Genomic DNA, 13,261 nt, shown 5'->3' on the forward strand with positions numbered 1-13,261 from the left:
TGCCAACGGTTGGAAATCCGTATTGCTCGAACACGCCATAACTCCCATTCAACAATACAGTTACACAGTAGGTAAAAACTCCTCTGATTCGGCAATGATTATCGACGCTATGGATTTATTATATTCAGACAAAGTCGATGGATTTTGTATCGTATCTAGCGATTCTGATTTTACAAGATTAGCCATACGACTAAGAGAATCTGGAATGAAAGTCATAGGAATTGGAGAGAAAAAAACACCCAATTCATTCATTGTTGCTTGTGATCGATTTATTTATATCGAAGTTTTAGATGGCGCTATCAATAAAAAAATAAAAAAACGACCTGCAACAACTACTGCAAATGAAACTAAAAAACCAGTTGACCCGAGCGTTAGCGAACAGGCGGAGCAAAAACAAATCGAAAAAGAAGCTCCTAACAAAATAGACAATCAAACCATCGAACTTATCGAAGACACACTCGAAGCCATAGGCGATGACGACGGTTGGGCATTTCTAGGCGATGTAGGAAACCTCATCGTAAAGAAAAAACCCGAATTTGATCCCCGAAATTATGGTTTTGCAAAATTAACTCCTATGCTTAAATCACTAACCGATATTCTCGAAATTGACGAAAGAGAATCGGACAAAAAAGGAATCAAACATGTTTTTGTACGATTACGCTTTAGCTAATTAAAACTTACAAACATGCAACTCGTTTTCGCCTCAAACAACAAAAACAAAATCTTCGAAATACAAAGTATGCTTCCTAAAAGCATCCAAATAATAAGTCTTGATGAAATTAATTGTTTTGAAGAAATCCCTGAAACTTCAGACACTATTGAAGGAAATGCCATTTTAAAAGCAAATTACGTGACCCAGAAATACGGTTTTGATTGCTTTGCAGACGACACTGGATTGGAAGTTGAAACACTACATGGCGAACCAGGAGTTTTTTCGGCACGTTATGCCGGCGAACAAAAAAATGCTGACGACAATATGAATAAATTGTTAGCAAATCTTGAAGATAAAACAAATCGTAATGCCCAATTTAAAACCGTAATCGCATTAAATCTAAACGGAGAACAATATCTTTTCACCGGAATTGCAAAGGGTAAAATCACTCTGGAAAAAACAGGAAATCAAGGTTTTGGCTACGATCCCATTTTTAAACCTGAAAATTTTAAAGAAACTTTTGCCCAATTATCTTTAGCCATTAAAAACAAAATTAGCCATCGCGGAAAAGCTACTTTGCAATTGATTGATTTTTTGAGAATTCATTAATTTGCGCTCATTTTTGTCAATATTTCTTTCGACGAAAGTCCTTTTTTAGTTCTAATTTGTAAATTCATAACCCATAACTAATAACTCAAAACTATAAAAACCTGATAATCAAATAATAATAAAATATTAAATCTGAATTTTCCATTAGATTATATCGTTTTTAAACCGTACTTTTGCACCAAATTTTAAAAATATATATGAACAAATTTGAACAATTAGGATTGAGTGAATCGCTACAACGTGCGATTATCGATCTAGGATTTGAGAATCCGACCGAAGTACAGGAGAAAGCGATTCCCCTATTATTGGAACAAGACATTGATTTAGTTGCGTTGGCTCAGACAGGGACAGGGAAAACAGCAGCTTTCGGTTTTCCAGTCATTCAAAAAATTGATGCCCACAACAGAAATACACAGGCGTTAATTTTATCACCTACCCGCGAACTATGTTTGCAGATTACAAACGAAATTAAAAACTACTCAAAATACGAAAAAGGTATTAATGTAGTGGCTGTTTATGGTGGTGCAAGTATTACTGACCAAGCTAGGGACATCAAAAGAGGCGCACAAATTATTGTAGCAACTCCCGGTAGAATGCAAGACATGATTAACAGAGGATTGGTAAACATTACTCAAATCAATTATTGTATTCTTGACGAAGCAGACGAAATGTTGAATATGGGCTTCTACGAAGACATTGTAAGCATATTATCTAATACGCCAGACGAAAAAAACACATGGTTATTCTCGGCTACAATGCCAGCAGAAGTAGCTAGAATTGGAAAACAATTCATGACTAACCCAGTAGAAATAACTGTTGGAGCAAAAAATTCAGGATCAGCTACCGTTTCTCACGAATTTTACTTGGTAAATGCAAGAGATCGTTATGAAGCTTTGAAACGATTGGCCGATGCTAATCCAGACATTTTCTCTGTAGTTTTTTGTCGCACAAAACGAGATACACAAGCCGTTGCTGAAAAATTAATCGAAGATGGTTACAGCGCTGCCGCTTTGCACGGAGATTTATCTCAAGCACAACGTGATGGTGTAATGAAATCGTTTAGAGGTCGCCAAATCCAAATGCTTGTTGCAACTGATGTTGCTGCTCGTGGAATTGATGTGGACAACATTACTCACGTAGTAAACTATCAATTACCTGACGAAATAGAAACCTACAATCACCGTTCAGGTCGGACAGGTCGTGCTGGAAAATTAGGAACTTCGATTGTTATTGTAACCAAAAGCGAAATACGCAAGATTTCTTCTATCGAAAGAATCATCAAACAGAAATTCGAAGAAAAAACAATTCCTTCTGGAATAGAAATCTGCGAAATTCAATTGCTACACCTAGCTAACAAAATTAAAGACACCGAAGTAGATCACGAAATTGACAACTACTTACCAGCAATTAATAGCGTTCTTGAAGGATTGTCTAAAGAAGAATTGATTAAGAAAATGGTATCGGTTGAATTCAACCGTTTCATCAATTACTACAAGAAAACTAGAGATATTTCTTCTCAATCTTCAGGTTCAGAGAGACGTGAACGCGATGATAGAGATGGTGGTGCAAGAGAAAGCAACAATGGTGGTGCAACTCGTTATTTTGTAAACATTGGATCAAGAGACAATTTTGATTGGATGCAATTGAAAGATTATTTGAAAGAAACATTAGACCTTGGTCGTGATGACGTTTTCAAAGTAGATGTAAAAGAAGGTTTCTCTTTCTTTAACACAGACCCAGAACACACGGATAAAGTTATGGAAATATTGAACAACGTACAATTAGAAGGACGTCGTATCAATGTAGAAATTTCTAAAAACGACGGTGGCGGACGCAGAGATCACAACGGAAGAAGTTCTGGTGGTTTTGGCGGTGGACGTTCAGGTGGTGACAGAGGTTCAGCTCCAAGAAGAGAAGGGAATTTTGTGCCAAGACGTGAAGGTTCTGGTGGCGGATTTAGAAGCGACAGAAGTTCAGCTCCTAGAGAAGGTGGTTTTGGACCAAGAAGTAGTGCTGCTCCAAGAACTGGAGGATTCTCTGACAGAGCACCAAGATCATCAGATGCGCCAAGACGTGAAGGTGGTTTTTCTGAAAGACCTCCTAGACGTTCTGAAGGTTCAACTGACGCTCCAAGAGAAAGAAGACCAAGAAGAAGTTAACACTTTTTGTTAATTTTCTTATAAATATATTGAAACTACAAAATATTTAAACTTGTTGTATTACTTTTAAAGTTTTAAAACAGTTTATGAAATATTTTGTAGTTTTCTTTTTTATAATTGCTTCTGTTAATGTGTTTTCACAAGGTTTAGAGGCACCAAAAAAAGTTTCAGGAATCATAATTAATGATAATACGCAACAACCTTTACCAAACGTAAACATCATTAATATCAATAAAGTTAGAGGCACAACCACTAACGATAAAGGCTTTTTTGAAATTGAAGTCACTGCGAGTGATACGTTACACATATCTATAATAGGTTTTCAATCTTTGAAAATCAAAGTCACTAACGACTGGATAAAAAACAAGACCACAAAAATTCAACTTACAGAAAAAGCGTATGCGCTTGAGGAAGTAATTGTAGGACGATATAGATTAACCGGATATCTAGAAGTAGACTCCAAATTAATTCCTATTCAAGAAAACATTCGTTATAGTATTTCAGGATTAACTCAAGGCTACGAAGCTGGGGAATATTCTCCAAACGCTTTTGGCAGAGTATTGGGTTCTATTTTTAATCCCGCAGACATGCTCTATAATTTCTTTGGAAAAAAACCAAAAGAACTCAAAAAGCTGAAAGAAATGAAAAAAGATGATACGGTTCGTAATCTTCTTGAATCTAAATTTGACAGGGAAACCATTGCGGTTCTTCTTGGTGTTGACAAAAAAGAAATTGCCGAAATCTTGCAACGTTGCAGTTATTCTGAAGCATTTATTCAAACTGCAAACGATCTCCAAATCATGGATGCCATAAGCGGTTGTTATGAAGAATATAAAATTTTGAAGAAAAAAAATTAAGTATTTGCAGTATAAAATTTGCCCTTTTGGAAAACAAATTTCATACTGCTTTATTTAAACTAAGACTATTTTGTCCAGACTGCACCAATTCCAGCTTCCCATAATTTTTTATTAAAAAGGGGTAACTCTTTTTCTAACAACTCATTTCCTTGGGTTTTTAAAACTGCCCACTTATCATTGTATTCTTTCAACAAATCTTTTGATGGTTGCGATATTTTTACCAAATCATTATCAGATTGATTGATTAAAAATAAATAATCGGATGTAAATTTGTTTGGAAAATTCTCCACATCATCATAAGCTTTTGATTTGCGTTGAATCATATCAGTATCCCAATCTTTCATTTTTTTTACCAAAGCTTCTCCTTCAGTTATAATTTCTTTATATTTTGTTTCTTTGGAGATAGAATTTAACAATGCTGATAATTGTTCTTGTTTTGAATAAAGATTATTAATCATGAGATGCATAGCATTCAATTCTGTTTCCATACCGAGCATATTCTCATGATACAACTGATATTGATTTTCGGAAACTTCATACAAAGGATTTGCAACAATTTTTGCTTCTGAATTAAAAGTTTCAGTTCCAACTTTGAGCGTTAAGTTATATTTTCCGGGAGCAACTCGATGTCCTTTATAATTTGCTTCTATATATGCTCCGGGAACTCCGGTCATTGTTGCATGTCGCAAATCCCATACAAAGCGATTCAGTCCTTTCTTTTTTGAAAGTAAAGCTTCAGGTCTTGGTCCACCATCATAAGTTTTAAAAATACTATCTGCTTTTGAACTATAACTATGTACTAAATTTCCTTTTATATCTTTTATTTCTAATGAGATTTCTTCTTTATTTTTCAATTCTGGCAATTGATAATACACCACTAATCCCGATGCTGGATTTACACCTGTTGATGAATTCATACCCGTAAAATCCTCGTCAGTTAGATCTAATTCGCTATAACTATTTGTAAGAACAACTGGAGATGTTTTGAAAAGTATCGTTTTATCTTTTAAATCTTTATTATATTGTCTTATTAATTCCAAATCATCTAATATCCAAAATGCTCTACCCGAGGTCGAAGCAATTAGATTGTTTTGATAGACTTTCAAATCGGTAATTGGTGTAATGGGAAGATTCAATTGAAAGGATTTCCAGTCAATTCCACCGTTAAATGATATATACAGTCCTTTTTCGGTACCGGCAAATAGTAAATTTTTATTTTTATCGTCTTCTCTAATTACTCTAGTAAAGGCATCTGAAGGTATACCGTTTGTGATTTTTTTCCAAGTCTTTCCATAATCAGTAGTTTTATAAAGACTTGGAGTAGGATCATTAAATTTGTATCTAGTTGTGGCAATATATGCCGTTGCTTTATCAAATGGTGAAACTTCGATTGCATTGATTAAACATTCTTGTAAACCTAATGGTGTAATGTTTTTCCAAGTCTTTCCATTATCTTTTGTTAGATAAACTAAACCGTCATCGCTACCGGTATAAATCACCCCTTTTTCGAGTGATGATTCTTTTACATAACTTAAAGTGCTATAATTTTCGGCACCTACGGCTTCATTTGTAAATGGAACTCCTGGTCTGCCTTGTTTTTCTTTTTCATTTCGAGTTAAATCTGGAGAAATTTCTGTCCAAGTTTGCCCCATATCAGTAGTTCGAAGTAAATATTGTGATCCATGATAAAAGGTGTTTTCTTCATGTTCACTTCTAATAATAGGTGCATTCCAGTTGAATCGATACTTCATATCCTTGGCATCACGTCCTAGATATTGAATTGGCGCAGCCATAATTGCTGTACCAACATTTGCTTTAGTATCTAAAACTTCTATTGAGCCTTGATAACTTCCACCCATTACATATCGTGGGTCGTTAGGATTGAATGCTAAAAAGGCACTTTCACCACCAGCAGAATACGTCCAATTGTCTTTAGTAATTCCACTACCACTTCTATTTCTACTGGCTATTTTAACGGAACTATTGTCTTGTTGTCCTGCATAAATATTATATGGAAATAAATTATCTACATTGATTCGATAAAACTGCCCTGTAGGATATATATTCTGACTACTCCAAGACTTTCCTTTGTTGAAGCTAATTGCTGCTCCGCCATCGTCAGAAATAATCATATTATTTGAGTTTTTAGGATTAATCCATAAATTATGATAATCTCCATGAGTTCCCGAAATATCTTCCCAAGTTTTGCCTCCATCTAAAGATCTCAATGAAGGTGCGCTCAATACATACAAGGTGTTTTCATTATTTGGATCTATAAATAATTCAATATAATACCATGCTCTTTGAATCAATCTATGGTCTGTAGTTACTTGCGACCAACTTTTTCCTGAATTATTTGACACATAAAGTCCTCCAGCTTCTTTATCCCAATCACTTTCTATCAATGCATATACTTTTTCAGAATTTGTTGGACACACAGCTATTGCCATTTTCCCCATATCAGTTGGTAAACCTTCACTCATTTTTTCCCAATGATCACCATTATCTAGTGATTTATAAAGCCCACTACCTTTGCCACCACTAATAACTTGCCAAGGTTTACGACCGTGTTCCCACATTGCAGCGTATACTATTCGTGAGTTGTTTGCATCTATAGAAATTTCAGCACAGCCCGTTTTATCATCAACATATAAAATATTTTTCCAATTTGCACCACCATCAATAGATTTATACAAACCTCTTTGAGTTGAATTACTATATAACGCACCTTGTGCTGCAACATAAACAATATCAGGGTTTTTGGGATCTATAATAATTCTTGAAATATGTTGGGTTAGTTCAAGACCAATATTTTTCCATGTTTTTCCTGCATCAGTACTTTTATAAACACCGTCTCCACCATGAGTCATAACACCTCTTACGGCATGTTCGCCCATTCCTACATAAATTATATTCGAATCGCTTTCGGCAACACTTACCGCACCAATAGTCCCGGTTTTGAAATAACCATCAGATATGTTGCCCCAAGTAAGTCCCATATCTTGTGTTTTCCATAATCCACCACCAGTTGTCCCCATATAATAAGTCATTGGGTCATTTATAACTCCACAAGCAGCTACTGATCTACCACCACGAAATGGACCAATACACCTCCATTTTGCTGGTTTAAAATAAGAGTTAAAATCAGTTTCTGGAAGTTTTTCAATGGATTGAGAATTAACAGAATAAAAAATAGAAATAAAAAATAAATAAGGAAGTACGTTTTTGATCATGATAAAGTATTTTTTGAACCCATTCAAAAGTAAACAATGTTTTTATTTTTATAACAATTCTTTGAAATTTTATAAAAAAAATAGTTTTCTTTTATAATATTATAATTTTATCGTAATATTGCAATATACAAATAAAATTATGGGAGCAACAAAAACTGATTTTTATACAGACAATCAAAACGAAATAGCCATTTTGGCAAAAGCATTGGGTCATCCAGCTCGAATTGCTATTATAGAATACATTATAAAAGCAAATGCTTGCATCTGTGGTGATATTGTAAATGAGTTGCCCTTGGCTCAACCTACAATATCGCAACATTTAAAAGAACTCAAAAACGCTGGACTTATAAAAGGAAATGTTGAAGGAAATTCAATTTGCTATTGTGTTAATGAAAATGGGATTGAAAAAATAAAAGCATTTTTAAACCAATTATCGGCATTTTTAGAAGCTAAAAAAACAGGTTGTTGTTAAATTAAAAATTGAAATAATGATACTATCACAAATTAAAAAACTATTAAGCACTGTTGAAACTGTAAAATTTCAACTGCCAAATGGAACTTTAGTTCCAGAACATTTTCACGTTACCGAAGTAGGTTTAATCACCAAAAATTTTATCGATTGTGGCGGAACTGTTCGCAAAGAAACTGTAGTAAATTTCCAATTATGGAATGCGAATGATTTTGAACACCGTCTTAAACCGCAAAGGCTTTTAAATATAATTACCTTGTCAGAAAAAGTTTTAGGCATCGAAGATTTTGAAATTGAAGTTGAATATCAAGACATGACAATTGGAAAATACGATTTAGAATTTAACGGTGAAAATTTCGAATTAGTAAACAAAAAAACAGCGTGTTTAGCTCTTGATATGTGCGGAATTCCTCCAGCTATTCAAAAAATAAAATCTGCTGTATTGACTCCTGAATCTAGTTGCTGCTCGCCTGGCGGAAGCTGCTGCTAAATCTAAAACAATTCTAAAATTAGTACTATGTTAAGAGTAAAAAACACCCTATTTCCTGAAATTGAAAAACTAATTCATAGTTTGAATTTTGAAAATATTTCGACAGAGCGAAAAATTATTCTACAACCTCTTGTTGATTTTATTCAAAACAAAACGGCAAACCATCAAGAAATTAGACTCAATTTAATTTGCACACACAATTCAAGACGAAGCCATTTGGCACAAGTTTGGGCGCAAACGGCATCAGCATATTTTAATATTAAAAATGTTTATTGTTATTCTGGCGGAACCGAAGCTACCGCACTATTTCCTGTGGTTGCGAAAACTTTAGAAAATCAAGGCTACAAAATCACAATGATTTCTGAGGGGGAAAACCCAATTTATAGCATAAAATATGCTAAAAACGAACATCCAATTATAGGTTTTTCTAAAACTTATGATGATGATTTTAATCCACAAAATAGCTTTGTTGCTCTACTGACTTGCTCCCAAGCCGATGGTGATTGTCCTTATATTGCTGGAGCAGAAAAACGCATTCCCATTACTTATGATGATCCAAAAGCATTTGACAAAACTTCTTTTCAAACTCAAAAATATGAAGAACGAAGTCTACAAATTGCAACAGAAATGTTTTATGTTTTTTCACAAATTAAACAGTAAGATTCATCGCATTGTTTAAATAAATTTATCAAAAAAAAAGCCCAAAGAACTTTTTTAAACTTCTTCCTCGTTTTCTGATAAATTTGTTTTCGAATAATTTCGCCACTTTTCGATACATTCTTGCATGTCTTGAGGCAATTCAGTATTAAAACGCATCATTTTGCCAGTTGTAGGATGAATAAAACCAAGTGTTTTAGCATGCAAAGCTTGTCGAGGCAAAATCTTAAAACAGTTGTCAATAAACTGTTTGTATTTAGTAAATGTAGTTCCCTTTAAAATCAAATCTCCACCATAACGGGCATCGTTAAATAGTGTGTGACCTATATGTTTCATATGCACTCTAATCTGGTGTGTTCTCCCGGTTTCAAGAATACAAGAAACCAACGTCACATAACCAAAACGTTCCAAAACCTTATAATGAGTAACCGCAGGTTTTCCTATTTCTGAATCAGCAAAAACGGCCATTTGCATTCGGTCTTTAACATGACGAGCTATATTACCTTCTATAGTACCTTCATCCTCTTTTATATTTCCCCAAACTAGAGCAACATATTCACGTTCCGATGTTTTTGCTTCAAATTGCTTGGCAAGATGCGTCATAGCAGCTTCCGTTTTAGCAATTACTAAAAGTCCTGTGGTATCTTTATCTATTCTATGAACTAAACCCGGACGTTCACTACTATTCTTTGGTAAATTGTCAAAATGATACGCCAATGCATTTACAAGTGTTCCTGTATAATTACCATGACCAGGATGAACAACAAATCCAGCGGGTTTATTAATCAATAAAAGCGCATCATCTTCATAAACAATGTCAAGCGGAATATTTTCTGGATCAACTCTGTTTTCAAATGGTGGATGCGACAACATGATTCGCACTACATCAAATGGTTTTACTTTATAATTCGATTTAACAGGAAGATCATTTACATAAATATCTCCTGCAGTTGCGGCGTTTTGGATTTTATTTCTAGTTGCATTGGGAATCATGTTCATCAAATACTTATCGATTCGCAAGAGCAATTGCCCTTTGGGAACATCAAATCTAAAATGCTCAAATAATTCTTCGTCTAAATCTGTAGTATCAATAGTATGGCTCATTGTGTACTATTCTTCTATTGGAATGGCTAGACTATCAGCAACTTCCTCAACATAACTTTCCTTGCCATCACCAAGAACTAAATCAATTTTTGAAGCTTTTAAAACGCGATCACCTACTTTTAAATTTTTACCATTACAGCGCATTTCGATTACCATATCTTTTCCAAGATTTGGAATATAAATAATCTGCCCTTCAACAAGTCCTAAGGCTTTGAGAGTCGGCACCGCTTCACGATATGTTTTTTCTATTAAATCCGGAATTCTCACTGATGAAAATCCAGATGCATTGATCTTAATATATACTTTTCTACCCACTTTAACTTTAGCTCCGGGCAAAGGATCTTGTTCCACAACACTAAATTTTGGATAATCACTGTCGTAATCTACACTGTCCAAAAGCACATAATCTAAATCCAACTCATCCAGTTTTTGTTCCACTTGTTCTTCAGTCAACTTGGCTAAATTGGGTACTGTAATCTCATTACCATGATCCGTAGTAAAAGTCAACCAATGCATAAAGAAATAACCCAAAACAGCAATAATAACAAGCGCAACAAATGCTTGTCCAAAAAACACTCGACTCGTAAGATATTTTCCTAAACTCATAATTTATTTTTATATGTGGCAAAGATAAAGCTATTTAGTTTCAAAAAAAATGATAATTTTGTTTAATGATTTTAACTGTCATCCAGAGCGTAGTCGAAGGATGGAGCTTTTTCCTGCTATTCGTTGTAATCTCCCGAAAAAATTCGGGAGGATTTTCACTACTATCAGGGCTAGGACAACCGTTTTACGATAACATCTTAATTACCCAAAAACCAGAAACTAACACCCAAGACCTAAAACATGAAAAACATTGCCATCATTATGGGCGGATATTCCAGTGAGTACAAAATCTCACTTATCAGCGGAAACGTCGTTTATCAATTTCTTGACAAAAATAAATACAACGGATTTCGCATTCATATTTTTAAAGAAAAATGGGTTTATGTTGACGACAATGACATAGAATTTCCCATTGATAAAAATGATTTTTCGGTAACTGTAAACGCAAACAAAATCACTTTCGATTGTGTTTTTAATGCCATTCACGGCACACCTGGCGAAGACGGTTTGATGCAATCTTATTTCGAATTAATTAGAAAACCACAAACATCCTGCGATTATTATCAAGCAGCTTTAACGTTTAATAAACGTGATTTATTGTCTGTTTTAAAACCATACGGCATCAAAACGGCTACTTCATATTACTTAAACAAAGGAGATGAAATTGACCCTGTCGAAATAGTAAAAACCGTAGGATTGCCTTGTTTTGTAAAACCCAATAAATCGGGTTCAAGTTTTGGAATCTCCAAAGTAAAAATAGCAGCCGAATTGCCAATTGCTATCGAAATTGCCTATAAAGAAGACAACGAAATCATCATCGAAAGCTTTCTCGACGGAATAGAAGTCTCTGTTGGTGTCATTAATTATCAAGGAAAAACAATCGTTTTACCCATCACCGAAATTGTTTCGGAAAACGATTTCTTCGATTATGAAGCTAAATATCAAGGGAAATCCCAGGAAATTACACCTGCCAGAATCTCAAACGAAATGACTCAAAAAGTAAGCGAAGCAGCCAAACGTGCTTACGAAGTTTTAAAAATGAAAGGTTTTTCTAGAAGCGAATTCATCTTCGTAAACGGAGAACCACACATGCTCGAAATGAACACCATTCCGGGATTAACAACCGAAAGTTTGATTCCTCAACAAGCCAAAGTAGCAGGGATTTCGTTGGAGGATTTGTTTAGTAATGCTATAGAATTGGCTTTGGCTTAATAAATAAACTATGAACAAAAGTAGACTCGAAGCCTTTAGCGATGGCGTTTTAGCGATTATCATTACGATTATGATTTTGGAAATAAAAGTCCCAGAGGATGATAATTTTGAATCTTTGTCGCCTTTAATTCCAGTTATTTTGAGCTATGTTTTGAGTTTTGTTTATATTGGAATTTATTGGAACAACCACCATCACATGTTTCAAGTAGTCAAAAAAGTGTGTGGTTCTATATTATGGAAGAATCTTTTTTTACTGTTTTGGCTCTCCTTGATTCCTTTTGGAACCAGCTGGATTGGATCGCAACATTTCGCTGCTGTACCAATGAGTGTTTATGGTTTATTATTGCTCATGAGTGCTATTTCTTATTTTTCACTACAAAATAGCATTATAAAACTGGAAGGAAAAGATTCTATTTTGTCTCAAGCCGTTGAGAAAGATGTTAAAGGAAAAATTTCTTTAGTTTGCTACATTGTGGCAATTCCATTGGCCTTTGTATCACCCTGGATTTCTGGATTTCTGTATAGTGCAGTTGCACTACTTTGGATTGTACCTGATAGTAGAATTGAAAAACAAATAAATAAAAAATAAAATGAGAAAAGCGATATTTCCCGGTTCCTTTGATCCCATTACATTGGGCCACGAAGATATTATCAAAAGAGCCATTCCGCTATTTGATGAAATTGTAATTGCCATTGGTGTTAACGCCGAAAAAAAATATATGTTTCCACTCGAGGAAAGAAAAAGCTTCATCGAAGAAACCTTCAAAAACGAATCAAAAGTGAGTGTTATCACATACGAAGGCTTGACAATTGATTTATGCAAAAAAATCAAGGCCAATTTCATTCTGCGTGGACTTCGAAATCCAGCTGACTTTGAGTTCGAAAAAGCCATTGCACACACCAATAGAAGGATGTCAAAAATAGAAACGGTGTTTTTATTAACCGCAGCCAAAACTTCCTATATCAGTTCCAGCATTGTCAGAGATGTTATCCGTAACGGAGGTGAATACGAATTATTAGTGCCTGAAGCGGTTAGAATGAATAGTAATAAACTGTAAATTAAATATTTCTTAACCCGTTGGGTGCAATTAAATTATTTGTGTTTTAATGTTGTTTATTGGTCTTTCAAAAATAAATTTATTGATGAATTGCACCAAAGTTAATGCTGTTATTTTAGCTAAAATTCTTGTTTTAAAACCTTGAAAAGATTTAG

Annotated in this window: 13 protein-coding genes and 1 pseudogene; 10 read left to right on the plus strand and 4 right to left on the minus strand. The window is 34.4% G+C overall.

The window, feature by feature from the left end; all coding sequences use genetic code 11:
- The 4 genes from RMO53_RS02205 to RMO53_RS02220 form a co-directional block, all read left to right on the plus strand.
- A partial coding sequence (locus tag RMO53_RS02205) for an NYN domain-containing protein (RefSeq protein WP_310377720.1) occupies positions 1–670 on the plus strand: 670 nt, incomplete at its 5' end.
- A 15-nt stretch (positions 671–685) separates the two neighbouring features.
- Positions 686–1,261, plus strand: a complete 576-nt coding sequence (locus tag RMO53_RS02210; protein ID WP_310377721.1) for a non-canonical purine NTP diphosphatase — start codon at positions 686–688, stop codon at positions 1,259–1,261.
- A gap of 197 nt (positions 1,262–1,458) precedes the next feature.
- On the plus strand, positions 1,459–3,420 hold the full coding sequence (locus tag RMO53_RS02215) for a DEAD/DEAH box helicase (RefSeq protein WP_310377722.1): 1,962 nt from the start codon (positions 1,459–1,461) through the stop codon (positions 3,418–3,420).
- Between the two features lie 86 nt (positions 3,421–3,506).
- Positions 3,507–4,277: a carboxypeptidase-like regulatory domain-containing protein gene (locus RMO53_RS02220; protein ID WP_310377723.1), complete on the plus strand. Its 771-nt coding sequence runs from the start codon at positions 3,507–3,509 to the stop codon at positions 4,275–4,277.
- 65 nt (positions 4,278–4,342) lie between these two features.
- On the opposite strand, the gene RMO53_RS02225 is transcribed toward RMO53_RS02220, so the two are convergent.
- Entirely contained in the window at positions 4,343–7,510 is a 3,168-nt protein-coding gene (locus tag RMO53_RS02225; RefSeq protein ID WP_310377724.1) for a VPS10 domain-containing protein, read from the minus strand.
- Between the two features lie 139 nt (positions 7,511–7,649).
- Here RMO53_RS02225 and RMO53_RS02230 point away from each other — a divergent pair, with 139 nt between their 5' ends.
- The 3 genes from RMO53_RS02230 to RMO53_RS02240 are packed head-to-tail and all read left to right on the plus strand — an operon-like array spanning position 7,650 to position 9,129.
- A complete protein-coding gene (locus RMO53_RS02230; RefSeq protein ID WP_310377725.1) occupies positions 7,650–7,982 on the plus strand; it encodes a metalloregulator ArsR/SmtB family transcription factor in 333 nt (110 codons plus the stop codon).
- 16 nt (positions 7,983–7,998) lie between these two features.
- Positions 7,999–8,469 carry a DUF6428 family protein gene (locus RMO53_RS02235; protein WP_310377726.1) on the plus strand — a complete coding sequence of 157 codons (471 nt, stop codon included), beginning with the start codon at positions 7,999–8,001 and terminating at the stop codon, positions 8,467–8,469.
- Positions 8,470–8,496: 27 nt separating this feature from the next.
- Positions 8,497–9,129 carry a protein-tyrosine-phosphatase gene (locus RMO53_RS02240; RefSeq protein WP_310377727.1) on the plus strand — a complete coding sequence of 211 codons (633 nt, stop codon included), beginning with the start codon at positions 8,497–8,499 and terminating at the stop codon, positions 9,127–9,129.
- A 54-nt stretch (positions 9,130–9,183) separates the two neighbouring features.
- Here the strand turns inward: RMO53_RS02240 and RMO53_RS02245 are convergent, their stop codons facing one another.
- Positions 9,184–10,230: an RluA family pseudouridine synthase gene (locus RMO53_RS02245; protein ID WP_310377728.1), complete on the minus strand. Its 1,047-nt coding sequence runs from the start codon at positions 10,228–10,230 to the stop codon at positions 9,184–9,186.
- 6 nt (positions 10,231–10,236) lie between these two features.
- Positions 10,237–10,836, minus strand: coding sequence for a PASTA domain-containing protein (locus RMO53_RS02250; RefSeq protein WP_310377729.1), 600 nt, complete (start codon positions 10,834–10,836; stop codon positions 10,237–10,239).
- Between the two features lie 240 nt (positions 10,837–11,076).
- Between RMO53_RS02250 and RMO53_RS02255 the strand changes: the two genes are divergently transcribed.
- From RMO53_RS02255 to coaD, 3 genes are read left to right on the plus strand one after another with little or no spacing between them, the layout of a single operon-like run.
- Positions 11,077–12,048: a D-alanine--D-alanine ligase gene (locus tag RMO53_RS02255; RefSeq protein WP_310377730.1), complete on the plus strand. Its 972-nt coding sequence runs from the start codon at positions 11,077–11,079 to the stop codon at positions 12,046–12,048.
- Between the two features lie 10 nt (positions 12,049–12,058).
- Entirely contained in the window at positions 12,059–12,637 is a 579-nt protein-coding gene (locus RMO53_RS02260) for a TMEM175 family protein (protein ID WP_310377731.1), read from the plus strand.
- Position 12,638: 1 nt separating this feature from the next.
- On the plus strand, positions 12,639–13,106 hold the full coding sequence (coaD, locus tag RMO53_RS02265) for a pantetheine-phosphate adenylyltransferase (protein ID WP_310377732.1): 468 nt from the start codon (positions 12,639–12,641) through the stop codon (positions 13,104–13,106).
- A 30-nt stretch (positions 13,107–13,136) separates the two neighbouring features.
- On the opposite strand, the pseudogene RMO53_RS02270 reads toward coaD, so the two are convergent.
- Positions 13,137–13,261: pseudogene (locus tag RMO53_RS02270) on the minus strand (IS982 family transposase); the annotation flags it as partial.

It is taken from the genome of Flavobacterium sp. (assembly GCF_031409475.1).
Lineage (GTDB): Bacteria > Bacteroidota > Bacteroidia > Flavobacteriales > Flavobacteriaceae > Flavobacterium.

What these genes read in the sequence shown, in the direction of transcription:
- RMO53_RS02210 (WP_310377721.1), top strand. Translation starts at nt 686, where the DNA reads ATGCAACTCGTTTTCGCCTCAAACAACAAAAACAAAATCTTCGAAATA.
- RMO53_RS02215 (WP_310377722.1), top strand. Translation starts at nt 1,459, where the DNA reads ATGAACAAATTTGAACAATTAGGATTGAGTGAATCGCTACAACGTGCG.
- RMO53_RS02220 (WP_310377723.1), top strand. Translation starts at nt 3,507, where the DNA reads ATGAAATATTTTGTAGTTTTCTTTTTTATAATTGCTTCTGTTAATGTG.
- RMO53_RS02225 (WP_310377724.1), bottom strand. Translation starts at nt 7,510, where the DNA reads ATGATCAAAAACGTACTTCCTTATTTATTTTTTATTTCTATTTTTTAT.
- RMO53_RS02230 (WP_310377725.1), top strand. Translation starts at nt 7,650, where the DNA reads ATGGGAGCAACAAAAACTGATTTTTATACAGACAATCAAAACGAAATA.
- RMO53_RS02235 (WP_310377726.1), top strand. Translation starts at nt 7,999, where the DNA reads ATGATACTATCACAAATTAAAAAACTATTAAGCACTGTTGAAACTGTA.
- RMO53_RS02240 (WP_310377727.1), top strand. Translation starts at nt 8,497, where the DNA reads ATGTTAAGAGTAAAAAACACCCTATTTCCTGAAATTGAAAAACTAATT.
- RMO53_RS02245 (WP_310377728.1), bottom strand. Translation starts at nt 10,230, where the DNA reads ATGAGCCATACTATTGATACTACAGATTTAGACGAAGAATTATTTGAG.
- RMO53_RS02250 (WP_310377729.1), bottom strand. Translation starts at nt 10,836, where the DNA reads ATGAGTTTAGGAAAATATCTTACGAGTCGAGTGTTTTTTGGACAAGCA.
- RMO53_RS02255 (WP_310377730.1), top strand. Translation starts at nt 11,077, where the DNA reads ATGAAAAACATTGCCATCATTATGGGCGGATATTCCAGTGAGTACAAA.
- RMO53_RS02260 (WP_310377731.1), top strand. Translation starts at nt 12,059, where the DNA reads ATGAACAAAAGTAGACTCGAAGCCTTTAGCGATGGCGTTTTAGCGATT.
- coaD (WP_310377732.1), top strand. Translation starts at nt 12,639, where the DNA reads ATGAGAAAAGCGATATTTCCCGGTTCCTTTGATCCCATTACATTGGGC.